At 68.8% G+C, this 23,412-nt stretch carries 25 protein-coding genes, 1 tRNA gene and 2 pseudogenes; 10 read left to right on the top strand and 18 right to left on the bottom strand.

The features are described 5' to 3' along the window. Positions 1-17: 17 nt before the first annotated feature. The 3 genes and pseudogenes from CYU89_RS14035 to CYU89_RS14025 form a co-directional block, all read right to left on the bottom strand. Complete coding sequence (locus tag CYU89_RS14035; RefSeq protein ID WP_296281921.1) at positions 18-746, bottom strand: DUF6776 family protein; 729 nt, start codon at positions 744-746, stop codon at positions 18-20. Between the two features lie 119 nt (positions 747-865). Continuing rightward, positions 866-1,222 (bottom strand): annotated as a pseudogene (locus CYU89_RS14030) (polymer-forming cytoskeletal protein); the annotation flags it as partial. Position 1,223: 1 nt separating this feature from the next. Next, positions 1,224-1,958 carry a DUF6776 family protein gene (locus CYU89_RS14025; protein WP_296281919.1) on the bottom strand — a complete coding sequence of 245 codons (735 nt, stop codon included), beginning with the start codon at positions 1,956-1,958 and terminating at the stop codon, positions 1,224-1,226. 98 nt (positions 1,959-2,056) lie between these two features. Between CYU89_RS14025 and CYU89_RS14020 the strand changes: the two genes are divergently transcribed. From CYU89_RS14020 to CYU89_RS14010, 3 genes are all read left to right on the top strand, one after another. Continuing rightward, entirely contained in the window at positions 2,057-2,677 is a 621-nt protein-coding gene (locus CYU89_RS14020; protein WP_296281918.1) for a DUF4126 domain-containing protein, read from the top strand. Positions 2,678-2,759: 82 nt separating this feature from the next. Then, on the top strand, positions 2,760-4,661 hold the full coding sequence (locus CYU89_RS14015) for an EAL domain-containing protein (protein ID WP_296281915.1): 1,902 nt from the start codon (positions 2,760-2,762) through the stop codon (positions 4,659-4,661). Between the two features lie 2 nt (positions 4,662-4,663). Then, a complete protein-coding gene (locus CYU89_RS14010; RefSeq protein WP_296281913.1) occupies positions 4,664-7,159 on the top strand; it encodes an ATP-binding protein in 2,496 nt (831 codons plus the stop codon). Here CYU89_RS14010 and bfr read toward each other — a convergent pair. From bfr to CYU89_RS13995, 3 genes and pseudogenes are all read right to left on the bottom strand, one after another. Further along, the gene (gene bfr, locus CYU89_RS14005) at positions 7,126-7,602 is read right to left on the bottom strand and encodes a bacterioferritin (RefSeq protein WP_296281911.1); all 477 of its coding nucleotides are present in this window, start codon (positions 7,600-7,602) and stop codon (positions 7,126-7,128) included. The two genes, CYU89_RS14010 and bfr, sit on opposite strands and share 34 nt — an antisense overlap. Positions 7,603-7,719: 117 nt before the next feature. Then, positions 7,720-7,932 carry a bacterioferritin-associated ferredoxin gene (locus CYU89_RS14000; protein WP_296281909.1) on the bottom strand — a complete coding sequence of 71 codons (213 nt, stop codon included), beginning with the start codon at positions 7,930-7,932 and terminating at the stop codon, positions 7,720-7,722. 184 nt (positions 7,933-8,116) lie between these two features. Continuing rightward, a pseudogene (locus CYU89_RS13995) lies at positions 8,117-8,596 on the bottom strand (RNA pyrophosphohydrolase); the annotation flags it as partial. 116 nt (positions 8,597-8,712) lie between these two features. Here CYU89_RS13995 and CYU89_RS13990 point away from each other — a divergent pair. Then, positions 8,713-8,789, top strand: a tRNA-Met gene (locus CYU89_RS13990). Positions 8,790-8,991: 202 nt separating this feature from the next. On the opposite strand, the gene CYU89_RS13985 is transcribed toward CYU89_RS13990, so the two are convergent. From CYU89_RS13985 to CYU89_RS13975, 3 genes are all read right to left on the bottom strand, one after another. After that, the gene (locus CYU89_RS13985; protein WP_296281906.1) at positions 8,992-9,846 is read right to left on the bottom strand and encodes a hypothetical protein; all 855 of its coding nucleotides are present in this window, start codon (positions 9,844-9,846) and stop codon (positions 8,992-8,994) included. 259 nt (positions 9,847-10,105) lie between these two features. Continuing rightward, complete coding sequence (locus tag CYU89_RS13980; protein WP_296281905.1) at positions 10,106-10,663, bottom strand: molybdenum cofactor guanylyltransferase; 558 nt, start codon at positions 10,661-10,663, stop codon at positions 10,106-10,108. Then, on the bottom strand, positions 10,660-12,084 hold the full coding sequence (locus tag CYU89_RS13975) for a molybdopterin molybdotransferase MoeA (RefSeq protein WP_296281903.1): 1,425 nt from the start codon (positions 12,082-12,084) through the stop codon (positions 10,660-10,662). The genes CYU89_RS13980 and CYU89_RS13975 overlap by 4 nt, the downstream gene beginning before the upstream one ends. A gap of 108 nt (positions 12,085-12,192) precedes the next feature. Here CYU89_RS13975 and CYU89_RS13970 point away from each other — a divergent pair, with 108 nt between their 5' ends. The 6 genes from CYU89_RS13970 to arsN2 are packed head-to-tail and all read left to right on the top strand — an operon-like array spanning position 12,193 to position 15,044. Then, entirely contained in the window at positions 12,193-12,531 is a 339-nt protein-coding gene (locus CYU89_RS13970) for a helix-turn-helix transcriptional regulator (RefSeq protein ID WP_296281901.1), read from the top strand. After that, complete coding sequence (locus CYU89_RS13965) at positions 12,528-13,019, top strand: ArsI/CadI family heavy metal resistance metalloenzyme (RefSeq protein ID WP_296281898.1); 492 nt, start codon at positions 12,528-12,530, stop codon at positions 13,017-13,019. The genes CYU89_RS13970 and CYU89_RS13965 overlap by 4 nt, the downstream gene beginning before the upstream one ends. A 20-nt stretch (positions 13,020-13,039) precedes the next feature. Continuing rightward, positions 13,040-13,519: an arsenate reductase ArsC gene (locus CYU89_RS13960; RefSeq protein WP_296281897.1), complete on the top strand. Its 480-nt coding sequence runs from the start codon at positions 13,040-13,042 to the stop codon at positions 13,517-13,519. A gap of 18 nt (positions 13,520-13,537) precedes the next feature. Then, positions 13,538-13,927 carry an arsenate reductase ArsC gene (locus tag CYU89_RS13955; protein ID WP_296281894.1) on the top strand — a complete coding sequence of 130 codons (390 nt, stop codon included), beginning with the start codon at positions 13,538-13,540 and terminating at the stop codon, positions 13,925-13,927. Beyond that, on the top strand, positions 13,924-14,601 hold the full coding sequence (locus CYU89_RS13950) for an aquaporin (RefSeq protein ID WP_296281891.1): 678 nt from the start codon (positions 13,924-13,926) through the stop codon (positions 14,599-14,601). Before CYU89_RS13955 ends, CYU89_RS13950 begins: the two co-directional genes overlap by 4 nt. Next, the gene (gene arsN2, locus CYU89_RS13945; protein ID WP_296281889.1) at positions 14,598-15,044 is read left to right on the top strand and encodes an arsenic resistance N-acetyltransferase ArsN2; all 447 of its coding nucleotides are present in this window, start codon (positions 14,598-14,600) and stop codon (positions 15,042-15,044) included. Before CYU89_RS13950 ends, arsN2 begins: the two co-directional genes overlap by 4 nt. A gap of 17 nt (positions 15,045-15,061) precedes the next feature. Here arsN2 and CYU89_RS13940 read toward each other — a convergent pair whose 3' ends face one another. From CYU89_RS13940 to CYU89_RS13900, 9 genes are all read right to left on the bottom strand, one after another. Then, on the bottom strand, positions 15,062-16,429 hold the full coding sequence (locus CYU89_RS13940) for an ATP-binding protein (protein ID WP_296281981.1): 1,368 nt from the start codon (positions 16,427-16,429) through the stop codon (positions 15,062-15,064). 17 nt (positions 16,430-16,446) lie between these two features. Beyond that, positions 16,447-17,121, bottom strand: coding sequence for a response regulator transcription factor (locus CYU89_RS13935; protein WP_296281887.1), 675 nt, complete (start codon positions 17,119-17,121; stop codon positions 16,447-16,449). Positions 17,122-17,145: 24 nt separating this feature from the next. Next, positions 17,146-17,769 (bottom strand): hypothetical protein, encoded by a 624-nt coding sequence (locus CYU89_RS13930; protein WP_296281980.1) that lies wholly within the window; start codon positions 17,767-17,769, stop codon positions 17,146-17,148. A 22-nt stretch (positions 17,770-17,791) separates the two neighbouring features. Next, complete coding sequence (locus CYU89_RS13925; protein WP_296281885.1) at positions 17,792-18,637, bottom strand: SDR family oxidoreductase; 846 nt, start codon at positions 18,635-18,637, stop codon at positions 17,792-17,794. Continuing rightward, positions 18,637-19,311: an iron-containing redox enzyme family protein gene (locus CYU89_RS13920; protein ID WP_296281883.1), complete on the bottom strand. Its 675-nt coding sequence runs from the start codon at positions 19,309-19,311 to the stop codon at positions 18,637-18,639. Before CYU89_RS13920 ends, CYU89_RS13925 begins: the two co-directional genes overlap by 1 nt. After that, positions 19,308-20,813: an AMP-binding protein gene (locus CYU89_RS13915; RefSeq protein WP_296281881.1), complete on the bottom strand. Its 1,506-nt coding sequence runs from the start codon at positions 20,811-20,813 to the stop codon at positions 19,308-19,310. The genes CYU89_RS13920 and CYU89_RS13915 overlap by 4 nt, the downstream gene beginning before the upstream one ends. After that, positions 20,810-21,469: a thermostable hemolysin gene (locus CYU89_RS13910; protein WP_296281879.1), complete on the bottom strand. Its 660-nt coding sequence runs from the start codon at positions 21,467-21,469 to the stop codon at positions 20,810-20,812. Before CYU89_RS13910 ends, CYU89_RS13915 begins: the two co-directional genes overlap by 4 nt. Positions 21,470-21,610: 141 nt before the next feature. Then, entirely contained in the window at positions 21,611-23,173 is a 1,563-nt protein-coding gene (locus CYU89_RS13905) for a sodium/sugar symporter (RefSeq protein ID WP_296281877.1), read from the bottom strand. Between the two features lie 73 nt (positions 23,174-23,246). Next, on the bottom strand, positions 23,247-23,412 hold a 166-nt coding region (locus CYU89_RS13900; protein WP_296281978.1), incomplete at its 5' end, for a putative glycoside hydrolase.

The following is a 23,412-nucleotide window of genomic DNA, read 5'->3' as shown; positions in this document are numbered from 1 at the left end:
CGGAAGGCAGTTCAAGCTCAGCGCGTGGCGGCGCCCTGGCCGGCACCCTCTTTCGCCGACGCCTGCGCCCACGGGAACGACTGTTCCACGGCCGCGCCGCTCTGCGGCACGACGCGGGCGATGACGCGCACGGGCTTGAAGCCGGGCGGCAGCAGCAGGTCGCCCTCGACCTGCTGGAAATACTTGAACGAGTACGGCACGCCGGGCGCGTTCGGCTGCTGGCGCAGGTCGGCCCAGGCCAGGCGGCGCAGCTTGCCGGCCTCGGTGCCCTCCACGGACACCAGCAGGCGGCCCGCATTCACGGCGCCGCGGTTGAGGTTCTGCGTAAGCGTGGCGGTGAAATGCCAGGCCTGTTCGTCCTGCGGCTGCAGGATGAGCTCGTGCACCGACAGGCCGCGACGTTGCGCGGTGGCACCGACGAACCGTTCGTAGAACGCGACATCGGCGCGAAGGCCGGCGATTTCCTCGTCGCGCTCGGACAGGGTGGCCTGCAGGTCGCGGTTGGCGTCGCGGCTGATCTGGTCGGAGCGGGACAACGTGGCGACCTGCTGCTCGAGCACCTCGATGCGCTGTTGCTGGACCCGCAGTTGCGCGGGCGTCGGACCCGGCTCCGCGTCGCCCGCCAGCGCGTGCCACAGCGCCCAGCCGCCCAACACGAGTGCGCCGCCCAGCACCGAGAGCGCGATGAACGGCCCCCGTTTGAAACGGGGCGGAGGTACGTTCGGCGGGACGGGCCTGGCGTTCATGGCCGCAGGATAGCGCGGCCGTTCCCAGCGGGCTCTGAATGGCGCCGTCAGGCGTCGGCGGTGGCCCAGGCGTCGGTCGGTGCCGCTTCGTGCGCGCCGGTGTCCGCGGGCACCGCGTCGGCATGCACCAGCCGCCCCGTGAGTTGCGCACCGGCAGTCATCTCGACCACCTTGTAGTGCAGGTTGCCCTGCACGCGCGCCTTGGCGGCCAGTTCGATGCGCTCGAGGGCATGGACATCGCCGGTCATGCGCCCGTTGATCACCACCACCGGCACCTGCACCTCGCCTTCGATGCTGCCCTGTTCGGCAAGGGTCAGCACGGCACGACCGCCGGCTTCGGCGATCACCTTGCCCTGGATGTGGCCTTCCACGTACAGGCCACCACTGAACACGACGTCGCCCCGGATGGTGACCTGCGGACCGATCAGGGTGTCGATGGCGCCCACGTCGGGACGGATGGGCTTGGGCTTGAACATCTCACTTGCCTCCTGCGGCTGTGGCGGTCTTCCAGTCGAGGGCCTGCTCCACCGCCGCGTCCTCGCCATGCAACGACACCTTGACGCGTTGCGGGGTGAAGTCCGGCGGCAGCATCACGTTGCCATCCAACTGCTGGAAATAACGGAAGGAATACGCCTGCGCCGGGGCGCTGCGCTGCTGGTGCAGTTCGTCCCACTGCACCGTGGCCAGCTTGCCGGCGCGGACCCCTTCGACGATGAAGCGCATCTGGCCCTGGCTGATCGCGCCGCGGTTCATCGTCTGGGTCAGCATGATCTGGTAGCGCCAGGTGCCGCCGGCTTCAGGCGCGAATTCGGCCACGTGGACACTCAGGCCCTTGCGCTGGCTCGTCGATCCGACCAGACGCTCGTAGAACGCGATGTCCGCGCGCAGCGCAGCGATTTCCTCGTCGCGCTCGGCCAGACCCTCCTGCACTTCGGCATTGGCCGCGCGGCTGATCTGGTCTGAGCGGGCCAGCGTGGATTCGCGCTGGCGCAGGGTGGTCAGTTCGGCGCTCACCGCCTCGAGTTCGCGCTCGGCCTGGGTGCGCGCCGCATCGGCCTGCGCCAGCCGCGGCGCGGCGGTGTGGCTGGCTGCCCACCAGACCGCGCCAAGACTGGCCACCCACGCCACCAGGAAGAGCAGCGAGGTGCCGCGGCGGCGTACGGCCGCGTCGCGCGGCACGATCCGAAAGCGGGAAGGAACAGGCGCAGGCATGACGGACAAGCGGCGGGCGGCGCTCAGCCGGCAGCCACACGGGACCCCTATACTCGCCGCAGTGGCGCGAGCCCAAGAGTCTAACGGGAGTGGCCGGGATGTCCGAAGCGCATCTTTTCGTAATTGGGATCCTGTTGGCATGGATGGCGGGGATCCGCGTCTACCTGACGGTGTTCGGCGTCGGCCTGGCTGGCGCGCTCGGCTGGCTGGACCTGCCGCCGGCGCTGCAGGCGACCGAATCGTGGTGGGTGCTGGGCACTTCCGGTGCGCTGGCGCTGACGGAGTTCTTCGCCGACAAGATCCCGGGCGTGGACTCCGGTTGGGACCTGCTGCAGACCTTGGCCCGGGTGCCTGCCGGCGCCTTCCTCGCGGCCGCCACGCTGTCGCCGGACGGCCAGCTCAGCGGCGGCGTGCTGGCGGCCGGCGCCGGGGTCGCCCTGACCAGCCATGTGCTCAAGAGCGGCACACGCGCACTCATGAACACGTCGCCCGAGCCTGTCAGCAACTGGGCTGCGTCGGTCACCGAGGACGCGGTCGTGGTCGGCGGACTGACCTTGGCCTTTGCGCACCCCTGGATTGCGTTGTTGCTGGTGGTCGGGACGTCGCTGCTGATCGCGGCGGCCGTCTGGTGGGTCTGGCGCAAGCTTGCGCGTGGCGTGAAGCGTCTGCTGCAGGCCGCGCCCCCGGCACATGCCTCGCCCCCGGCCTCCGGCCCGTGACAGGCGCCGGTGCATCGGTAATCATGACTCCGCCTCGGTCGTGAACTTCATCGCATAATGGGGCTCAGCTTGGGGAAGCCTGATGTCCACGCTCGATGCCACATCCCGCCCGCAGGACGAGCCTTCACGCTCGCGCCTGCGGGCCGAAACACCACCGGCGCACCATTGGCGCCGCTGGGTGGACGATGCCGCCCCTGAGGACGCGGCGGATGCCCCTGGAGCCGGAGAGCCCGTCGAGATGACCCAGACGCCACCGCCCCCGCCTGTCGCCGCCCCGGCCGCTGCGCCTGCCGCGCCCACGGATGCGACCGCGCCCGCACCGCCGCCGGAGCCGGTCGATCCGGAATCCCCGTATCGCGTGCTGATCGTCGAAGACGATCGCGGCCAGGCCCTGTTCGCCCAGAGCGTGCTGCACGGCGCCGGCATGCAGGCCGAAGTGCAGATGCAGTCCGACGGCCTGCTGGACACCATGCGCCGCTTCCGTCCGGACCTGGTGCTCATGGACCTGCACATGCCCGGCAAGGACGGCATGTCGCTGACCATGCTGCTGCGGCAGCAGCCGGAGTACCTGCACCTGCCGATCGTGTTCCTGACCGGCGATCCCGACCCGGAACGCCAGTTCGAGGTGCTCGAAAGCGGCGCCGACGATTTCCTCAACAAGCCGATCCGGCCCCGGCACCTGATCGCCGCGGTCTCCAACCGCATCCAGCGCGCGCGCCAGCGCAGCCAGGCACTGCAGGCGCCGCGGCCGTCGGTGAATACCGACACCGGCCTGCCGACGCGCAGCTTCGTGCTGCAGCAACTGGCGGACTCGCTGCAGCGCCAGTCGCGCGGCGGCCTGTTCTTCGTCGAGGTCAACAGTGCGTTGAGCCTGCGCGAGCGCTACGGCTACGCGGTGTTCGAGCACCTGATGAACCAGGCCGGCCGGCAACTGGCCTCCGCCGCGTCGCCGCATCCGGTGGCGCGCCTGAACGACAACAGTTTCCTGATGCTGGCCGACAGCGTCGACGAGGCCACGCTCGCCGCGCTCGCGCAGCAACTGCGCGACGGCCTGGCGGGCCACGATTTCCAGACGCGTCCCAACGAAGTCCTCAAGCTCCGCGGCTCGGTCGGGTACACCGCACTGTCGCTCGGCTTCGCCGACGCCGGCAGCGCGCTGGAGGCCATCGAACGCGCGGTCCTGCAGGCACGCCTGAAGCCCGACAGCCTGGCCGAATTCGTGCCTGCCGAAGTCGACGACGACGCGCCCCGCATTTCGCTGGAGGACGGCCAGTTCGAACTCGCCTACCAGCCGATCGTGGCCGTCGCTGGCAGCGACCAGGCGCAGTACCAGGTGCTGCTGCGCATGCGCCAGCCCGACGGCTCGCTGCTGCCGGCATCGCAGGTGATCCCGGCCGCCGAACTGGCCGGCGGCATCGCCCAGATCGACCATTGGGTGCTGGAACACGCGCTGTACGTGCTGGCCGAACGGCAAGCGGCCGGTCCTTCGCTGCGCCTGTTCGTTTCGCAGTCGCCGCGCTCGCTCGCGCGCGAATCGCATGCGCAGTGGCTGCTCGACGCGCTGCGCGCGCGCGGCATCGAAGGCACGTCGCTGGTCATCGACCTGCGCCTGGCCGATGCGCTGATCCACACCGTCACCCTGCGCCAGTTCTGCCAGCAGCTGATGCCGGCCGGCGTGCAGTTCTGCCTCAGCCAGTTCGAACCCGGCGCGGAAGCCGACGCCCTGCTCACGCAGCTGCCGCTCGGCTTCGTCCGCGTTTCCAGCAAGTACGCCAGCGCGCATGCGGATCCGGTGCTGCGCGACCAGCTGCGCGGCATCATCGACAACGCCCACCGCCAGGGATTGCAGGTGATCGGCCAGCAGATCGAAGACCCCCAGGCCGCGGCCGCCATGTGGATGGGCGGCGTCGACTTCATCCAGGGCAACCTGGTGCAGGCGGTCGGCAGCGAACTCGGGTTCGATTTCCACAACGCGGTGCTGTAACGATGCCCACGGCCGGTCGTACGCCGGTGATGCCATGGGTGACCGTGGCGGGTGTCGCCGCCTCGGGCGTGGCGCTCGGCCTGCACTGGTCCGGCGTACCGGGACCCTGGCTGGCGCTGACCGCAGGCATGGCCGCCCTTGCGCTGGTCGCCGCCGTGGCCTCCGCCCTGAACGCACGCAGCGAGGCGCATCGCCACGCGGGCGTGCAGGCGCGCGCGGCGATGGCCGAATCGGAACGCGACGGCCTGCAGCGTGACCTGCAGCGCCATGATCGCCTTGAGCAGGAACTCGTGCGCGCCAAGCAGGCCGCGGAGTCCGCCGCGATGGCCAAGGGCGAGTTCCTGGCCACGATGAGCCACGAGATCCGCACGCCGCTCAACGGCATCGTGCCGATGCTGGAAATGCTGTCGCGGGCGCCACTGGCCGCCGACCAGCGCGAGATGCTGAGCACCGCGACCGCGTCGTCGCACCAGCTGCTGCGCATCGTCGACGACATCCTCGACTACTCCAAGCTCGAAGCGAACAAGCTGGACCTGGAGATCACCGGCTTCAACCTGCGCGAACTCCTCGACGGCGTGCTGCAGCTGATGTTCCGGCCGGCGGAGAACAAGGGCCTGCGCCTGAGCCTGCAACTCGACCCCGCCGTTCGGCTGCCCGTGCGTGGCGATCCGGTCCGCCTGCGCCAGGTGCTGACCAACCTGATCGGCAACGCCATCAAGTTCACCGAGCGCGGCACGATCACGCTGGTGGTGCGCCGGCTGGGCGAAACCGCCGCTCAGCACCTGCTGCGATTCGAAGTACGCGATACCGGCATCGGCATCGAAGAGGACGCGCGCCATCGCCTGTTCCACTCTTTCAGCCAGGCCGATGCCTCCACTACCCGCCTGTACGGCGGCACCGGGCTGGGGCTGGCGATCTGCCGGCGCATCGTCGACCTGATGGGCGGCCGCATCGACGTGGTGTCGGAGGTGGGGCGCGGCTCCACCTTCTGGTTCGAAGTGCCGCTGATGAAGATCATCGGCGACCTGCGCCAGCGCGACAACGGCGCGCTGGACCACGGCCGCGTACTGATCGTGTCGCCCGACGCGCGCCTGCGCCAACGTCTCACGCTGCTGGCGACCAACTGGGGCATGCAGCCGGTGGCGGTGGAAACGACGCAGGAAGCCCTGGATCGCCTGCGCCTGGTCGGCGAACAGGGGCAGCAGGATTATCTGGCGGTGCTGGCCGACGTCGGCGGCATCCGCAGCACGGCGCTGGCGCTGCACCGGACCATCACGCGACGCCCTTCGCCCGACGCGCTGCGGCTGGTGTGGCTGTACGGCGACGAGACCGTGCCCGTCGAACTGCATCCCCGCAGCACGCTGCTGTCACGGCAATCGCCCGACGCCGACCTGCGCGCCGCCCTGACCGGCGCGGCACCCGAACAGGAGCCGGCGAACGAAGCGCTGGACGGGATGTTCCCGGAGCTGGCCGACATCGCGGCGCCGCCGGCGGATGTGCCCCCCGCTCCCACTGAAGCAGAAGGCGTCGCGCGCCTCTCCGCCGCGCCCGCGGAAGAGCCGGCAACCGCACAACCCGAGTCCGCGGTCGTCAGCGCGATGCGGACCGAACCCCGCCTGCTGCTGGTCGAGGACAACCCGGTCAACCTGCTGGTGGCGCAGAAGCTGCTGTCCGCGCTCGGCTTCTCGTGCGAGACGGCGGCCAACGGCGACATCGCGTTGAAGCGCATGCAGGTGGAGCACTTCGACCTGATCCTGATGGACTGCCAGATGCCGGTGCTCGACGGCTATGCCGCGACGCGGCGCTGGCGCGAGCTGGAGGCGCAGCGCGCCGACGGCGGTCGCCTGCCGATCGTGGCGATGACGGCCAATGCCATGGCCGGCGACCGGCAACGCTGCCTCGATGCCGGGATGGACGACTACCTGGCCAAGCCGGTGTCGCGCGAACAACTGGAAGGCTGCCTGCACCGCTGGCTGCCGGACCGCATGAACTTCGTGCTCCGCAATGCCGCCCTGGTGACGAACGCCGAACCGGCGATCCCCGCCCCCGCCGTGTCGACGGCCCGGGCGCCGGCGCCGAGTTTCCCGGTCCTGGACCAGACCATGCTGGAGGAACTGCGCGAGATCGCCGGCGACGAAACCACGCGCATCATTTCGATCTTCCTCGAAGACGCGCCCCGCCTGATCGGCACGCTGGAGAAGGCGGCGGCCGTGCCCGACCTCGATGCGATGCGCGACGCCGCGCATACGTTGAAGTCGTCGAGCGCGAACGTCGGCGCGATGGCCCTGTCGGCCGCGGCCAAGCGGGTGGAACTGGGCGCCCGTGCGCGGAAGCTGGAACGTCCGGCCGTGGCCGTGGCCCTGGTGATCGCCGAGTACGCGCGCGCGCGCATGGCCCTGCAAGGCTATGCGGCGCAGCAGCTCGGCCGGCGGCTGCTGCAGCAGCCGCCTGTCGCGACCACGCCTCAGTCGTCGCCTTCGAGCTTGGTCAACAGATAGTTCGGCTCGCCGATGCGGTCGATGACCGACAACTGCGTTTCCAGCCAGTCGATGTGCTCTTCTTCGGAATCGAGGATGGCGACGAACAGCTGCCGGCTGACGTAGTCGGCGACGGATTCGCAATGGGCGATCGCCTCGCGCAATAGCGGCAGCGCTTCGTGTTCCAGCGCCAGGTCGCATTCGAGGATTTCACGCGGCGTCTCGCCGATGCGCAGCTTGCCCAGCGCCTGGAAGTTCGGCAGGCCATCGAGGAACAGGATTCGCTCCGACAGTTTGTCGGCATGCTTCATCTCGTCGATGGATTCCTTGTACTCGTGCTCGGCGAGTTCCCTGAAGCCCCAGTTCTTCAGCATCTTGGCGTGCAGGAAGTACTGGTTGATCGCGGTCAGCTCGTTGTAGAGCGCCTTGTTGAGGTACTCGATGACCTTGGTATCGCCTTTCATGGCCATGCTCCGTGGGCGGAAGGACGGCGAAGGTTAGCCCGTGCGCGCCGCGGGTGACGGAACGCGAATCGTGATCATTCGGTGATGCGACCGCGCTGCGACGCAGCCACGGGATCGTCAGGCGGCGTGCGACAGGCCGATGATCGGGAACACGCTCTCGCGAGGTGCGGGCTGGGCGGCCTGCAGCACGTCCATCGCCATGTCCAGGCAGCTGCCGCAGTTGGCGCCGGCACCGGTCCGCATCGTGAGTTCGGCCATGGTGGTGCACCCGGCGCTGGCGGCTTCGCGGATCTGGCGGTCGGTCACGCCGTTGCAGATGCAGACGTACACGGTGGCGGTGGCGATGCGGCGGGCACGGAACGGCCCGGGGCTATTCCACCCCGAATGAGAATGATTGTCAATTCTTGAGGGGTTCGCCCACACCGCCACGTTTACGCAGCGGTCGGTCGCGTCCCCGCCGCCGGGGCGCGTCCTGCGACCGGGGCATGGGCAACTGGGGAGGGATCGCCTGCGGACCGGCGACGGTCCGGGCGAAGGTGGCCAAGTGCTCCAGCGCGCTGGCATAGACCCGGCGCTTGAAGATGACCACATGCTCGAGCGGGTACCAGAAGTCCACCCAGCGCCAGTGGTCGAACTCCGGGCTTTCGGTCAGGTCGAGGCGAAGATGCGCCTCGTCGCCCACCAGCCTCAACAGGAACCACACCTGCTTCTGCCCGATACAGACCTGGCGTTCGTTGCGCCGGATGGCGCGGGGAGGCAGTCGATAGCGCAGCCAGCCGGGCGTGACACCCAGAACTTCAACATGTTCGGGCAACAGGCCGGTTTCTTCGCGCAACTCACGATACATGGCCTCGACCGGCGTCTCGTCCGTGTTCATGCCGCCTTGCGGAAACTGCCAGCCATCCCGGCGCACGCGTCGTGCCCAGAACACCCGGCCATCCGGCCGCATCAACACGATGCCGACATTGGGTCGGTAGCCGTCCGGATCGATCACGATGCGGACTCCTGAAATCTACTGTCACCGACTCTGCCATGCCCCGCCGCAGGCGACAAGCACGTGCCGGCGGCTTGACAGGCGGGGGGTCGAAATGAAGAATACGCGGTTCACGCGGCTATGTAGCTCAGCCGGTTAGAGCACAGCACTCATAATGCTGGGGTCGGTGGTTCGAGTCCACCCATAGCCACCAGATTCCCGAGCGGAATCAACGCGTTGAAAGAAACCCGCCGCGAGGCGGGTTTTTTGTTGTGTCCGCGGGTGCGCCGGGCGAGTGCAACTCCTTGGCAACCCGTTCTCCCGTGTCACCCCGGTTCTACGTCTCAAGGGCAAGATTCTTTCCCGCCGCTGCCTGGATAGCGGGCGTCGCTTTCCGCCACACGGGCTGCCTCCCTTCAATAGCGCAGCGTGATGTAGAGGTGAGGTGTCGCACTGCGGATGCGGAAGTTGCCGCTGAACGTTGACGCGGGGGCCGGCATGCCGGACGCCGCAGGGTTGTTTCGCTCCAGTTCGGTGCGATGGATCGAATAGCGAACTCCTATCGCCATCACGGACACAGGAAGGTACTCGAGGCTTACGCTGGCTTCTTGACTCCGAGCCGCCAGCCGGTCTCCACTCCTGCGGCCGAGCGAGGCATCCGCCCCGACTCGCCAATCGCCTATCCGTCTGGCGTACTCAGCCCTGACATGCGGCAGGGTGACACGCTCGCTGGCGCTACTGTCGATTTCGAACTCACCCGGAAATCCCTCGACGATGGCACTCAGGTTGTTTTCGATCCGAACTCGGGAAGTACCGAACCCGATACCCCATGCCTGCCTGGCATCCTTGGCCAGGAACCACGTATAGGAAAGCGTCTCTATCTTGGCGTCCAGCGAATTGGAGATTGCCGTGCCACTCGAGAATCCGTTGCCATCGATGGTGATTGGCCGAGTTGTCCTGCCTCGATAGGCGTTCCCGATCTTCCAGCGCGTGGCCTGGAGCCGGTGCGAGTCGGCCAAGGTCACACCTGCTTTCCACTGGGACTCGTCGAAATGCGGCAAACCCAAGTCGTCGTAGTAATCGACCTGGGTTCCGCTTGACAGGCCTGGGTAATCCCAGCGAGCGCCGAATTCAGTGCTTTCCAGTGGGATTGCGCTGCTCAGGTAGACCCGGTCGAGCACGGCGCCTGCTTGCGCTGCAGCCGGACCAGCGTGAACACAAAGACCCAGGCCAACAGCCAGGGGCAGCAGGGTGCGATTGACGTGATGCAAGGAGAACTCCTTCCTTCGGTCGGCGGCTCGGCGGCAAGAGGCGATGTACCGTATACGGGCACAGGGAACAAAGCGTCGCGGACAGATCCCGCCACGAGGTACCAGCAGCGTCATGTAGGTCCCGTGCTGGCGGCGTGCGCCCGCTAATCCGCCCCGCCCGCGTGCTTGATCGGGCCGCGCGGCGCCGGTCAGAAGAAGGTTTGCTCAACCACGTGTGCACGCAGGGGTTACTTCTGCAAGAAATTTCCGCTCGCGAGGATCAGCAGAACTCCGCCTGCAGCGCCCTCCACTCCGCCGGTGTATTGCAGTTGCGCAACGCATGCTCCCAACGCGTCGCCGGCAACACACATGTACCCACCGCGCGCTGCAGTGCACGCAGCGAACGCTCGCCGCCGGAACGCGCGCCGACAGCCTCGATCACGGTGCGCGTGGCGGCATCCACGCGCAGCGCCATCGGCAGTGGGTGGCCGTCCACGCAGGTGCAGGTGGCGCCGGTGGTGAGCAACGCCTGCAGCAGGTCGACGGACAGCAGCGGCATGTCGACGGGCACGACGATCCATGCACCGTCGTGCATGCGCGGCGCCAGTTGCGCCAACGCGCCCATCGGCCCGGTATCGAGCGTTGCATCGGGTATGCCCCCCAGGCAAGGACGGTCGCCGCTGACGATCACGTCGTCCGCGCCCGCCGCGATCAAGCGTGCGTGCATGTGCGTCAGCAGCGTGCCATTGCCCCAGAGCAACGCCGCCTTGTCCGTGCCCATCCGCGACGAGCGACCCCCGGCCAGCAGGACGGCGCGCCACGTAGATACGCCGCTCATTCGCAGGTCCAGGACGGGGCGCACAGATGGCTGCTGCCATGGACGTCCACGCATGTCCCGGCGTCGACGCGGTACACGTCCGCCGACAAGGTGATCCACACGGACGATCGCGAGAACGGCAATAGCCGGAACGAGGCCTGGGCGTCGGACACGTGCGCCCGCAACCGCCCTTCCGCGTCGCATCGGAGGGTGCCATGAAGCGCCGTGAGCAATCCCTCTCGCTTGTCGCAGTGCCTGGCGAGGGGTACGCGTCGCCGTGGTTCCGTAGGCAGGCCCAGCCAGGCGCGCAGCAGCGGCTCCACCAGGAAGCGGAAGGTCGCCGCCGTCGACAGGGGATTGCCTGGCAGGCCGACGAACGTCGGTCCGTTGCGCAGGCGCGCGGCCAGGACCGGCTTGCCCGGCCGCATCGCGACGCCATGGAAGAGCATGTCTGCATCGCGCACGGCGAGCGCGGCGGGAACGAAGTCGTAGCATCCCTTCGACACTGCGCCCGTGCTGAGGACCAGATCGACCCCGTCGGCGAGCGCCGCATCGAGCGCGGCCTGGAACGCGGCAACGTCGTCGCCGACGCGGGTGATGTGGATGGCTTCCGCGCCGGCCGCCGACAGCGCGTGCAAGAGCCAGGGCGAGGTGGCGTCGTGGATGCTGCCGATCGGCAGCGGTTCGCCAATGCGTGCGATTTCACGCCCCGTCACCAGCAACGCCACGCGCGGGCGACGCACGACCCGGATCGCGGCAATGCCCAGGCCCGCGAGAAGCATCAGCGCCCCGGCATCAACCACATGGCCGGGCTGCAACACGCACTGCCCCGGCTGCACGTCTTCGCCGCGTCGACGCAGGTTGGCCCCCGGCACGACATCGTCGCGCACGCGGACGCGTGATACCCCCGATGCGGACGAAGCAAGCCGGTCGATACGTTCCAGCGGCACCACGGTATCGGCGCGCGAGGGCAGCGGCGCGCCCGTCATGATCTCCCACGCCTCGGCGTCGTCCTGCGGCGCGGGTGCACCGGCACCGAGGCGCGCGCCGATCTCCCACACGCGATCGGGGGCGATCGGCCGGCCTTCGGTCACGAGAGCCACGCCGTCGACAGCGGCGTTGTCGAAGGGCGGCAGGGCAATGTCGCTCACCACCGGGGCCGCCAGCACACGACCCATGCCATCGAGCGGCGCGACCGCGCATGCATCCAGCGGCAGCACGCCGTCTGTCAGCCGTTTCACCGCCTCGTGATAACCGATCAACTGTGTCCTCTTGGCCAGCGGCGCGGCACGACAGCCTAGTGCCCGACCCCGTACTTGCCAATCGCGTCCCTCGCCCACGGGTGCGTCGAGCCACGCCCGCACCGTGTGCGCGATCCGCGCTGCCCTGCGCCGGACAGAGAAAGGCCTCCGTGTGCGCGTGACGGGGCGGGCCTGCTCCATAAGCGCCCGCGGACAGGCGGGACACGGATGCGCGCACGACGATTACGCCTACACGGCCTGCATGCCGGAAGGGATTGACCTGTCGTATATTTCCTATATTCTGGAATTATGGAAACAATGACCGCCCTGAAATCGCTCGCTGCGCTCAGCCACGAGTCCCGCCTGGCCGCGTTCCGCACGCTGGTGCAGGCGGGCCCCGACGGCCTGGCGGTCGGCGAGTTGCGCGACCGGCTCGACCTTCCACCCGCCACGCTGTCCGCACATCTCAACGTGCTGCGTGCCGCCGCGCTGGTCCACGACACCCGCGAGGGACGGGTCATCCGCGTGCGCGCCAACTACCTGCAGATGAACGGGCTGATCGCATATCTCACCGAGAACTGCTGCAACGGCGTCGCCGCCTGCGCGCCCGCCACGTCATGCCCACCCCGAAAGAAGGCCACGTCATGAACCGCTTCCATGTGCATCTCAACGTCACCGATCTTGACGCCAGCATCCGCTTCTATACGCACCTGTTCGCCAGCGAACCGGCGGTGGTGAAGCCGGACTACGCGAAATGGATGCTCGACGACCCCCGCGTCAACTTCGCCATCTCCCATACCGGCCGCGCGCCGGGCGTGGACCATCTGGGTCTGCAGGCCGATGACGATCGCGGGCTACGCGAGTTCGGCCGTCGCCTGGATGCCGCCGGCGGGAGTGTCGTACCGGAGCAGGCGGCGATCTGCTGCTACGCGACGTCGGACAAGCTGTGGACCGAAGATCCGCAGGGCACGCGCTGGGAAACCTTCCACACGCTCGGCGAAGCCACCACCTACCACGCGGGCGATGCCGCCTGTGCGACGGACGGCGCGAGCTGCACGCCCGATCCGAAAGCGATGAAGACCAAGGTCGCCGCTGCGGGGACGGCCTGCTGCGCACCCCGGTCCGGCTGCTGCTGACGCGCGCACGAGACGCCGACATGACCGACCATGCCTATCGCGTGCTTTTCCTCTGCACCGGCAATTCCGCCCGCAGCCAGATGGCGGAAGCGCTGCTCAACGTACTCGGCCAGGGACGCTTCCATGCGTCCAGCGCAGGGAGTCGACCGGCGGGCTACGTGCAGCCGCTGGCACGCACGCTGATCGACCAACTGGGTTACACCACGCCGTTGCGCAGCAAGGCATGGGACGAATTCGCCGCACCCGGCGCCCCGCCGCTGGATTTCATCATCACGGTCTGCGACAAGGCCGCTGGCGAAGCCTGCCCTGTGTGGCCAGGCCAGCCGGCACTGGCGCATTGGGGCGTGCCCGATCCTGCCCGGCGACCCGACGACCCGGCTGGCTTCATGGATGCCTGGGTCACCCTGCGCCGTCGCATCGAACTGCTGCTCGCGTTGCCGCTGCCTTCCCTCGATGCCCTCGCGCGCGAACAGCGCCTGCGGGACATCGGTCTCTCCTGACCCACCCACGACCTCTCCATGACCACGCCCCGCATTCTCTTCGTCTGCATCGAAAACTCCAACCGCAGCCAGATGGCCGAAGCCTTCGCGCACTTGCACGGCGGCGACCGCGTTGAAGCCTGCAGTGCCGGTTCGCGGCCGTCGGGCCGCATCAATCCCAAGGCCATCCGCTTCATGGCGGAACTGGGCTACGACCTTTCTGCCCATGGTTCCAAGTCGCTGGACGAGGTGGACGGCGAATTCGATGCCGTCATCACCATGGGCTGCGGCGACGAATGCCCCTGGATCCCCGCGAAACGGCGCGAAGACTGGGGCCTGCCGGATCCGCGCGACATGGACGACGACGGGTACCGGGCCGTGCGCGACGACATCGGGCGCCGCGTGAAGGCGCTGCTGGAATCGCTATGATGCAACGCGCCCTGCTGGCCGAAGGCCTCGGAACGCTGTTGTTGCTGTCCGTCGTGGTCGGCTCGGGGATCATGGGCGAGTCGCTGGCAGGCGGAAACGTTGCCGTGGCATTGCTCGCGAACGCGGCGGCGACCGCCGGTGCGCTGTACGTACTGATCACCACGCTGGGACCGGTGTCGGGCGCGCACTTCAATCCTGCGGTGACGCTGGCCATGCGCTGGCGTGGCGCGATCGGCACGCGTGCGGCGCTCGCCTACATGGCCGTGCAGATCGTCGGCGCCGTAGCCGGGGTGCTGCTTGCGCACGCGATGTTCGATCTCGCACTGTTCCAACCCGGTACGCGTGCGCGCAGCGGTGGCGCGCAGTGGCTCAGCGAAGGCGTCGCCACGTTTGGCCTGCTGCTGACGATCCTGCTGGGCCTGCGCCATCGTGCAAGCGCGATCCCCGCGCTGGTGGCGAGCTACATCTTCGCGGCGTACTGGTTCACCGCCAGCACCTCGTTCGCCAATCCGGCGGTGACGGTGGCGCGTGCGCTGACGCAGACCTTTGCCGGGATCCGACCCGACGACGTCCCGGGTTTCATCGTCGCGCAGCTTGTCGGTGCGGCCCTCGCCGTGGCCGTCGCAACGCGGCTCGCTTCGTCGGCGCCGCCCGTTCAGGAGGAATCCGCGTGACCACGATCCGTTTCGCCACCGAGGACGACCTGCCGCACCTGCTTGCGCTGTTGAAGCAATCCTCGCTACCGACGGAAGACCTGGTGGATGCCGACGTGGCATTCCTGGTCGCTGACAGCGATGGCACCATGGCGGGGGTGATCGGGTTGCAGTCCTTCGGCACGGATGCGCTCCTGCGTTCGCTCGCAGTCGCAGCGGATCATCGTGGCCAAGGGCTCGCGCGTCGACTGGTGGCGGAACTGGAGGCCGCCGCGCGCCGTCGCGGCATCGACACGGTGTACCTGCTGACCCAGACCGCCGAGCGCTTCTTCCTGCTGCAGGGTTTCGAGGCGCTGCCTCGCCACGAAGCGCCCGCCACGCTGCAAGCCTCGGCGGAGTTCCGTTCGCTCTGCCCTGCCTCCGCGGTGTGCATGCGCAAACGCCTGACGCGGTCGGTGGCCTGACGGGCGCACCGATCAGGTCAGGCCAGGCAGGGCAGCTCCACCCGCACGGACAGCCCGCCCCACCGCGACGAAGGCGCCAGTCGGATGGTGCCGGCGTGTGCGGTGACGACTTCCTTGACGATCGCCAGGCCCAGGCCGCTCCCTTCGTGCGGGCTGCCCAGGCGGCGGTAGAAGCGGTCGAACACGCGGGCATGGTCCTCGTCGGGGATGCCGGGGCCGCTGTCGTCGACCACGAGGAACGCGCGGCCGTCGCCCTGGCCGGTAAGCACTTCGATGCTGGCGCCAACGGGGGCGTAGCGGGAGGCGTTCTCGACCAGGTTGCGCACCAGCAGGCCGAGCGCGATCTCGTCGCCGGACACCTGCACGGGCTGCAGGTCCGCGTGCAGGACCTGGCGCTTGGCGTCGAGCAGGGGTCGGGCCGCGTCGATCTCGACGCCCGCCAGCGCCGAGAGGTCCAGCCGTGCGGAAGCCGGCGCGCGCGCCGTGCTCTCGGCGCGACTCAACGACAGCAGCTGCGCGACCAGGCGCTCGACGCGCTGCACGCTGGCGGCCAGCAGTTGCTGCGACGCCTCCCGCTCGCGGTCGTCGCGGGCATGCTGTGCGTTGTCGGCGTGGATTTTCAGTGCGCTGATGGGCGTGCGCAGTTCGTGCGCGGCGTCGGCCACGAAGTTGCGCTCGCGCACCAGCGCCACGTCCAGGCGCTGCAGCAGGCCGTTGATGGCATCGACCAGGCCGCGCGCCTCCTGCGGCACCTCCGCCGGATCCAGTGGCGAGAGTCGCTCGGGATCGCGCTGGCCGATCTCATGCGAGATACGTCGCAGCGAGCGCGTCGCCAGCGCCACACTCCACCACACCGCCAAGGCGATCAGCGGAAGCGACAGCAGCAACGGCAGCAGCGTGCCGCCGGCGATGTCGCCGGCCAGTTCCTCGCGGATGTCGGTGAGTTCGGCGGACTGGAACCATCGTCCGTTCGGCGATTGCAGCGTGAACGCACGCCAGTGCGCCCCGTCCACCACCACGTCCTCGTAGCCGGCCTCCAGTGTCGCCAACGGACGCGCCGGCGCGCTGTCGGAGCGCAGCAGCAGCCGACCCTGCGCATCCCAGACCTGGAACGCCAGCTTGTTCTCGTAGGCATGGCCATCGTTGAACGCCAGCGCCTCGCCCACGCCGTGCGCCTCGCCATGCCAGCCGCGCAGCACGATCGGCTCGCCCGGAAACGCATTCAATTCGCTGAGCGGCTCGTCGACCAGGCTCACCAGTACGCGGGTGGACTGCACCAGGCGTGCATCGAACATCTCGCCCGCTTCCTGCAGGCCCGCGCGATAACTGAGCAGGCCCGCGGCGGCCATCACCACCGCCAGCGTGCCCAGCAACAGCCACAGCAGCGTCGCGCGCATCGACCTCATGCAGCATCCCCACCGGCGTCGCCCAGGGCGTAGCCGAGGCCGCGCACGGTGCGGATGATGCCGGGCTCCAGCTTGCGGCGGAGCTGGTGCACATGGACGTCGACGGCATTGCTGGCCACGTCCGCGTCCCAGCCGTACAGGTGCTGCTGGATGGCGTCGCGCGCCATCGGGCGGCCGCGCTGTTCCATCAGCACGCGCAGCAGGGCGAACTCGCGTCGCGTCAGGTCCAGCGCCCGTCCCTTCCAGGTCGCGGTGAGCGAGGCAGGATCGAGCCGCAGCGGGCCCGATTCCAGCGAAGGATTCGCGCGCCCCGCGCTGCGCCGGATCAACGCACGCACGCGCGCCAGCAGTTCGGCGGTATCGAACGGCTTGCCCAGGTAATCGTCGGCGCCGACATCCAGCCCAAGGGTGCGATCGGCCGGGCGTTCTCGTGCGCTCAGCACGAGGATCGGCACGGCGTCGCCGGTGGCGCGCACCTGGCGGATCACCTCGATACCGTCCATCCGTGGCAACCCCAGGTCCAGCACCACCAGGTCGAAGCCGCCATCGCGCAGCGCGAGCAGGCCGCTCGCCCCGTCCTGCACCCAGTCGACGGCGAAGGCGCCGCGCCGCAACGCGGTGCGGAGGCCTTCGCCGAGCGACAGATCGTCTTCCACCAGCAGGATGCGCATGCAGCCAGTCTGGTGGCCGCCCCGTCAGTGCGCAAGATGCGTCGCCACGTCCTTCAGCTTCGCCTGCGCTTCCTGGCGGCGACCGGCGTCGGCGACCTCGCGACCCGGGCGCGCAGGCGCCGCGAGCGCCTTCTGGAACGCCGCACGGGCACCGGCCCAGTCCTTCTGGTCGCGCAGGAAATCGGCGTAGAAATAATTGGCGTCGATGCCGTCCGGATCGATGGCCAAGCCCTTGCGCAGCATGGTGCGCGCGGCATCGTCGTCGCCGAAGCCGAGCGGCCAGCCGGGCACCTGGTAGTAGAGCGCGCCCAGGCTCGTGTATGCCGCGCCATCGAGCGCATTCGCATCGAGCTTGATGGCCGCTTCGAAATCCGCGCGCGCGCGCTTCACCAGGCCCAGCGCACCCATGCCGCCCTTCTCGCCGGCCAGACTGGACAGCACGATGCCTTCCCAGATCAGCGCCGAAGCGTCGCGCGGGTTCGCCTGCCTGACCTTCTCGGCCTGGTGGAGGAGATCCTCGAACGCGGACTCGCGCTGCGCCTTGGGCACCTGGTAGTTGACCTGCGCCCAGCGGTCGCGCACCTGCGATGCGCTGCTTGCGCCCGGCTCGGCGGCCATCGCGATGCCCACGATCAGGGCGGTGGACATGAGGATCAGGAAGAGCATGGACTTACCGTGGCGTCGTTTCATGGCGAAGGGTCTCCTGCGGTGCATGGGAAGTTCGGGGTGGTCGCGCATGGCGACGGATGATGGGCAGGCTGGCGCGCAGGCTGCGGTCGACGAGGCCGGGCAGCGCCCCGTTGAGGCGGGCGAAAAGCTTTTCCGGCCAGCCGATCTGCAGCCGCGGCGCACCCCGCACGATCGCGGCGACCAGCTGGCGCGCAACGTCGGCGGGCGCATCGCTGGCCACCTTCAGGTCCGCGTTCAGGGCGTCGACCGTGGCGCTGTTGAACGGCGTGCGCGTGGCGCGCGGCGACAGGTACTGGAAGCGCAGCGGCGTGTCGGCATACTCGCGCGCCAGCGCTTCGGTCATGCCGCGCAGGCCGAACTTGCTTGCGCTGTAGGCGGCGAAACCTGGGAACGCCAGGCTGCCGAAGGTCGAGCCGACCACGGCCACCGACGCCGACGGATGCGCGAGCAGGACCGGCAGCATCGCGTGCACCAGCAGCATCGGCGCCACCAGGTTGGTCTGCATCAGGTGCGCCATCTCCTCCGGCGACTGGTCCTCGAACAGGCCGAACGCGGCCTGCGCATGCGCGAGTACGAGCACCGATGGCGTGGGAACGGCGGCACGCGCGGCCTCGATCACGCGCGCACGACCCGCTTCGGTCGCCACATCACCCACCGCCCACGACAGGCGGCCCGCAGGCAGTTGCTGGGCGAGCCGGCGCAGCCTGGCTTCGTCTCGCCCGACGGCCAGCACATGCGCGCCGGCGGCGAGCAGCGCCGCGCACAGCGGCACGCCGATGCCGCCACTGGCCCCGGTGACGACCACGGTCCGACCGGCAAGGTCCATCAGGCCGCCTCCGCCAGGCGCACGCCGTCGCTGCGCAGCGTGCGGAAGACATCGCCGTACAGCACGTAGAAGCGGCGCGCCGCGTGCACGATGGCGGCCTTGTCGCCCTCGTCGTCGATGCGGTCCATCAGCCGCTTGAAGAAGCCGACATGCTCGACGTCGAGGTCGCCATGCGAGAGCAGGTAGCTGAAGGCGTTGCGCGGAAGATCGAGCGACGTCTGCAGCGTGTTCGCCGCGCGCGTGGCGAGCGCCACGCTGGTGCCTTCCAGCACCAGCACCATGCCGAAGAAGCCGACCGGATTGCCGCGCTGGATGGTGTCGTAGGCGTAGCTGACCATGAGCTCCGTCGCCAGCGAAGGCGTGGACGCTTCCGCCGCCGCGCGGTCTTCACCGCACCCGGCAATGTCGTCCAGCACCCATTCGTGGTGCCCCATCTCCTCTTCGATGTACTCACCCACCGCCGTGCGCAACCACTCCAGTCGCGCGGGCAGGCGTGCACCGCACGCCATCAACAGCGGTACCGTATGGCGGACGTGGTGGAAGGCCTGGGTCAGGAACGCCACGTAGTCGTCGCGGGCGATCCTGCCCGCAAGCGCGGACTGGATGATGGGGATGGACAGCAGGCCATCGCGCTCGCGCGCCGTCTTCGCGACCAGTTCGTCATGGAAACTCATGCAGCAACTCCGGAGGGGGATACGTTGGGGGCGCGCCGGTAGCAGGCGTCGACGTCGGCCTGGTAGTGGCCGAGGATCGCCTCGCGGCGCGGGCGGCCGTTGGCGGTCATCAGGCCCGCGTCCGCAGTGAAGGGGGCGCCCGCGCGCACGAAGCGGGCGATGCGTGCGTAATCGGGCAAGCCGGCGTTGACGTCGGCCAGCGCACGCGCGAGGCGCGTGTCGTCGATGTCGGCGCGGCGCGGCACCAGCACCGCCACGTTGTCCGCCTGGCCCTCGCCCCACACGACCGCCTGGGCGATGGCGGGGTGTGCGAGCAACTCGCTCTCGACCCACTCCGGCGACACGTTGCGGCCGAACGCGGTGATGAAGACGTTCTTGCGGCGACCGGTGATGTGCACGAAGCCCTCGTCGTCCATGTAACCGAGGTCGCCGGTGCGGACCGGGCCTGCCGGCAGCGGTTCACCGCCGAGGTAGGCGAGCGCACGCGCGCCGTCGACCTGGATCTCGCCGTCCACGATCGAGACGCGGGCGTGCGGCAGCGGGCGACCAACGCTGCCCTCGCGCAGCGCATCGGGGCGGTTCAGGCAGACCACCGACCCGCATTCGGTCAGGCCGTAACCCTCGAACACCGGCAGCCCGAGCGCGCGAGCGCGTCGCAGCAGGCCCGGACCGACGCGTCCGCCACCGACAGCGACGTAGCGCAGCGACGGCGGAAGTGGCGCGCCCTGCTCGGCCGCCATCACCAGCGCCAGCAACAACTGCGGCACCAGGATCACGCTTTCCGGCTGGTAACGGTGCAGGCAACGCAGCAGGGTGGGCACGTCCAGGCCGGTGGCGCCGGTGTAGCCGATCTCGGACAGCGACGGCAGCGCGATTTCCGCGTCGGCAAGCAGGGTCGCGTACAGGCCCGCCACGTTCTCCAGCAGCGTGGCCAGCGGCATCAGGCACAGGTGCCGCCGCGGCGCGATCGACGCCGCGGCATCCACCAGCGACGCGGCGACGGTGAACAACGTGTCCGCGTCGAGGCATACACCGCGCGGGCGACCCGTCGTGCCGGAGGTATAGGTGATGCACGCCGCGCGCGCCGGCAACCCCGTCGCGCCGCTCTCGTCGGCCGGCGTTCGCCAGCATGCCAGCCGCTCGCCATCGAGGAAGCCGGTCAACGCTTCCGCGCCCGGCGGCATGGCATCCTCGCGTGCCGTCATCACGCACTGGGCGCCGCTGTTGGCGAGCGCATGCCGGACCTGCGCTTCGGAGAAGAACATCGGCAGCGGCACATGCACACCGCCGACCTCGCGCAGCGCCAGGTCCAGCACGAACCAGGACGGCCCGTTGTCCAGGCGACTGGCGACACGGCGGATGCCGCTCTTCGCCAGCCAGGCGACCAGCGCATCGATCCTTGCGGCCAGCATCCGGTCGTCCAGCACGCCGTCCGCGGTGATCACGCGCGGCAGGGTGCGCTGGCCCGGGTTGCGCAGCACGACATCCATCGGCCGGATCATGGCGCGCCCGCCAGGCACAGCATCGGCGCATCGCATGCCTGTGGCCGCGGGACTCCGCGCAGATAGGCGACGCCTTCGGCCAGGTTGCCGCAGATCAGCCGCGGACGCGAGGCGTAGTAGCGACCCCAGTCGCCGCTGGCGTCGCCGAGTCGTTCCGCGCGGGCTTCGGCCAGGTCCAGCATCGGCAGGTGCAGTCGCTCGAATGCATTGCGCAACTGCTGGGTCGCCACCAGCAACACCCAATCCATGCCCGCGGCCTGCAGGGTGAGTGCGAGCTGCAGGATGAGCTCGCGTGCGATGCCGGGCGTGGTGGCGGCGAAGTTGCCCACTTCCACCACCCGGCGCCGGTCGACGTGCGCCAGGCCATGCTGCGACATCGCCTGTTCCACCGGAACGTCCAGGTAGTGTTCGACGAACAGCGGCCCCTCGCCGCCGGCACGCACGCCGACCGCGGCGGCGAGCCGTCCATCGCTGTCGCGATAGGCGATCAGGTGGGGGAAGAAGCTGCGCAGCGTTGCGCCGTGGCGGTCGCGATAGACGCCGGCGATGAACGCCTCCACCTCGGCGCGGTCCGGATCGCCCGGATCGACGAAGCGGACGCTGACGAAACGGCCGGGGAGCGGTGCGAGGGCGATGTGGGAGCGGATCCAGTGCATGGCGGGCATGCTGGAAGCGCTGGATTAAGGCCCAATTAGCCGGAAGTTAAGCCGCCATTAGATTCTGCGAATGAATTCGTGAGAATGCGCGCTGCATCGAGCCGCAGCTAAATCCCTTGTGAATGCCGCCCCGTTGGCGGGTTACCAGAACAGCGTGTAGAGCGCCGCCAGGATGCCGAGCACCGCCACCGCTCCGATGTTGAACGAAGTGCCGGTGCGGTACTCCACGTCGTCCGTGCGGATGACGTCCTTCTCCGGCGCATGCGGCGTCGCCAGCGAGACGACGACGGCCAGCGCCAGCGCCAGCAGGAACACCAGGCCGACGCGGTCGATGAAGGGTAGCGCCGGCCACGCCAACTTCAGCACGATGGACAGCGCGAACGAACCGATCGCCGCCGCCAGCGCGCCGGCCTCGTTGGCGCGCTTCCAGAACAGGCCCAGCATGAAGATCACCACGATGCCCGGGGTGAAGAAGCCGGTGTATTCCTGGATGTACTGGAACGCCTGGTCGAAGCTGCCGAGGAGCGGTTTGGCCGCGAGGATGCCGAGCACGACGGTCACGACCGCGGCGATGCGGCCCACGCGCACCAGCGTGGCTTCGCTGTGCTGGCGTTTGCCCTTGGCGTAGAAATCCAGGGTGAAGATCGTCGCCACCGAATTGATCTTCGATGCCAGCGACGCGACGATCGCCGCCACCAATGCGGCGAACACCAGGCCGAGGATGCCGGTGGGCAGCAGCCGCATCATCGTCGGATAGGCCTGGTCGGGCTTGTCCAGGCCCGGCGCCAGCATCACCGCGGCGATGCCGGGCAGCACCACGATCACCGGCATCAGCAGCTTGAGGAAGGCCGCGAACAGCACGCCCTTCTGGGCCTCGCCGATGTCCTTCGCGGCGAGCGCGCGCTGGATGATGTACTGGTTGAAGCCCCAGTAGCTGATGTTCATGATCCACATGCCGCCGATCAGCACGCTGAGGCCCGGCAGGTCCTTGTAGAACGGGTTGTCCTTATCGAGGATCATCTCGAAGTGGCCCGGCTGCGCGGCCCAGAGCTTGTGGAAGCCGGCGACGACACCGGCGCCCTCGCCCAGTTCGTTGAGCGTGAGGCCCGCGACCAGCAGGCCACCCAGCACCAGCAGCGACACCTGCACGATGTCGGTCAACGCGACCGCCTTCAACCCGCCATAGAGCTGGTACAGCAGCGCGAACACGCCGATCAGCACCACCGCCAGCATCTGGTCCATGCCGGTGACCTGCGACACCGCGATGGCGCCCAGCCACAGGATCGAGGTGACGTTGACGAACACGTACAGCCCCAACCAGAACACGGCCATCAGCGTGCGGATGCGCGTGCCGTACCGCTGCTCGAGGAACTGCGGCATCGTGTAGATGCCGTTGCGCAGGAAAACCGGCAGGAACCACTTGCCGACGATCAGCAGCGTGGCCGCCGCCATCCATTCGTACGACGCGATGGCCAGGCCGATGGCGTAGCCGGAACCGGACATGCCGATGATCTGTTCGGCCGAGATGTTGGCCGCGATCAGCGACGCGCCGATGGCCCACCACGGCAACGACTTGCTTGCGAGGAAGTAGTCCTTCGCGTCCTTGGTGTGCCCGGCCTTCTCGCGCGACACCCACTGCGCAAGCACGAAGATGCCGGCCAGGTAGGCCAGCACGATGGCGATATCCAGTCCCGACAGTGTCATCCCGCTCCCCTTCCCCGTTCGTTTGCCATCGCGGGCGATCCGGACACTGATGCGTCCGGATCGCCCTTCGTGGTCAGCGTGCGCAGTCCACGGTCTGTTCCGCCTGGTCCAGCGCGCCCAGCGCCACGCGCGATACCGAGATCGTCATCGTCCCGGCGCTACCGACAGACCACGGACGATCCAGCTTGGCGACATCGGCACCTGCCTTGGCCAGGCATTTCAGCGGCACGCCGACGCGC

Origin of the sequence: Pseudoxanthomonas sp., assembly GCF_002863005.1 — a bacterium.
Taxonomy (GTDB): domain Bacteria; phylum Pseudomonadota; class Gammaproteobacteria; order Xanthomonadales; family Xanthomonadaceae; genus Pseudoxanthomonas_A.
The sequence above is the reverse complement of the archived record's forward strand: the minus strand, read 5'-3'. Positions and strand labels throughout refer to the sequence as shown.

Coding starts and splice junctions, on each gene's coding strand:
- CYU89_RS14015 (WP_296281915.1), top strand. CDS start 2,760: ATGTCCACGCTCGATGCCACATCCCGCCCGCAGGACGAGCCTTCACGC.
- CYU89_RS13975 (WP_296281903.1), bottom strand. CDS start 12,084: ATGGAGCAGGCCCGCCCCGTCACGCGCACACGGAGGCCTTTCTCTGTC.
- CYU89_RS13965 (WP_296281898.1), top strand. CDS start 12,528: ATGAACCGCTTCCATGTGCATCTCAACGTCACCGATCTTGACGCCAGC.
- CYU89_RS13925 (WP_296281885.1), bottom strand. CDS start 18,637: ATGGACCTTGCCGGTCGGACCGTGGTCGTCACCGGGGCCAGTGGCGGC.
- CYU89_RS13960 (WP_296281897.1), top strand. CDS start 13,040: ATGACCGACCATGCCTATCGCGTGCTTTTCCTCTGCACCGGCAATTCC.
- CYU89_RS13955 (WP_296281894.1), top strand. CDS start 13,538: ATGACCACGCCCCGCATTCTCTTCGTCTGCATCGAAAACTCCAACCGC.
- CYU89_RS13915 (WP_296281881.1), bottom strand. CDS start 20,813: ATGATCCGGCCGATGGATGTCGTGCTGCGCAACCCGGGCCAGCGCACC.
- CYU89_RS13910 (WP_296281879.1), bottom strand. CDS start 21,469: ATGCACTGGATCCGCTCCCACATCGCCCTCGCACCGCTCCCCGGCCGT.
- CYU89_RS14020 (WP_296281918.1), top strand. CDS start 2,057: ATGTCCGAAGCGCATCTTTTCGTAATTGGGATCCTGTTGGCATGGATG.
- CYU89_RS13905 (WP_296281877.1), bottom strand. CDS start 23,173: ATGACACTGTCGGGACTGGATATCGCCATCGTGCTGGCCTACCTGGCC.
- CYU89_RS13930 (WP_296281980.1), bottom strand. CDS start 17,769: ATGTCCACCGCCCTGATCGTGGGCATCGCGATGGCCGCCGAGCCGGGC.
- CYU89_RS14010 (WP_296281913.1), top strand. CDS start 4,664: ATGCCCACGGCCGGTCGTACGCCGGTGATGCCATGGGTGACCGTGGCG.
- bfr (WP_296281911.1), bottom strand. CDS start 7,602: ATGAAAGGCGATACCAAGGTCATCGAGTACCTCAACAAGGCGCTCTAC.
- CYU89_RS13970 (WP_296281901.1), top strand. CDS start 12,193: ATGGAAACAATGACCGCCCTGAAATCGCTCGCTGCGCTCAGCCACGAG.
- CYU89_RS13920 (WP_296281883.1), bottom strand. CDS start 19,311: ATGAGTTTCCATGACGAACTGGTCGCGAAGACGGCGCGCGAGCGCGAT.
- CYU89_RS14035 (WP_296281921.1), bottom strand. CDS start 746: ATGAACGCCAGGCCCGTCCCGCCGAACGTACCTCCGCCCCGTTTCAAA.
- CYU89_RS13950 (WP_296281891.1), top strand. CDS start 13,924: ATGATGCAACGCGCCCTGCTGGCCGAAGGCCTCGGAACGCTGTTGTTG.
- CYU89_RS13980 (WP_296281905.1), bottom strand. CDS start 10,663: ATGAGCGGCGTATCTACGTGGCGCGCCGTCCTGCTGGCCGGGGGTCGC.
- CYU89_RS13935 (WP_296281887.1), bottom strand. CDS start 17,121: ATGCGCATCCTGCTGGTGGAAGACGATCTGTCGCTCGGCGAAGGCCTC.
- CYU89_RS14025 (WP_296281919.1), bottom strand. CDS start 1,958: ATGCCTGCGCCTGTTCCTTCCCGCTTTCGGATCGTGCCGCGCGACGCG.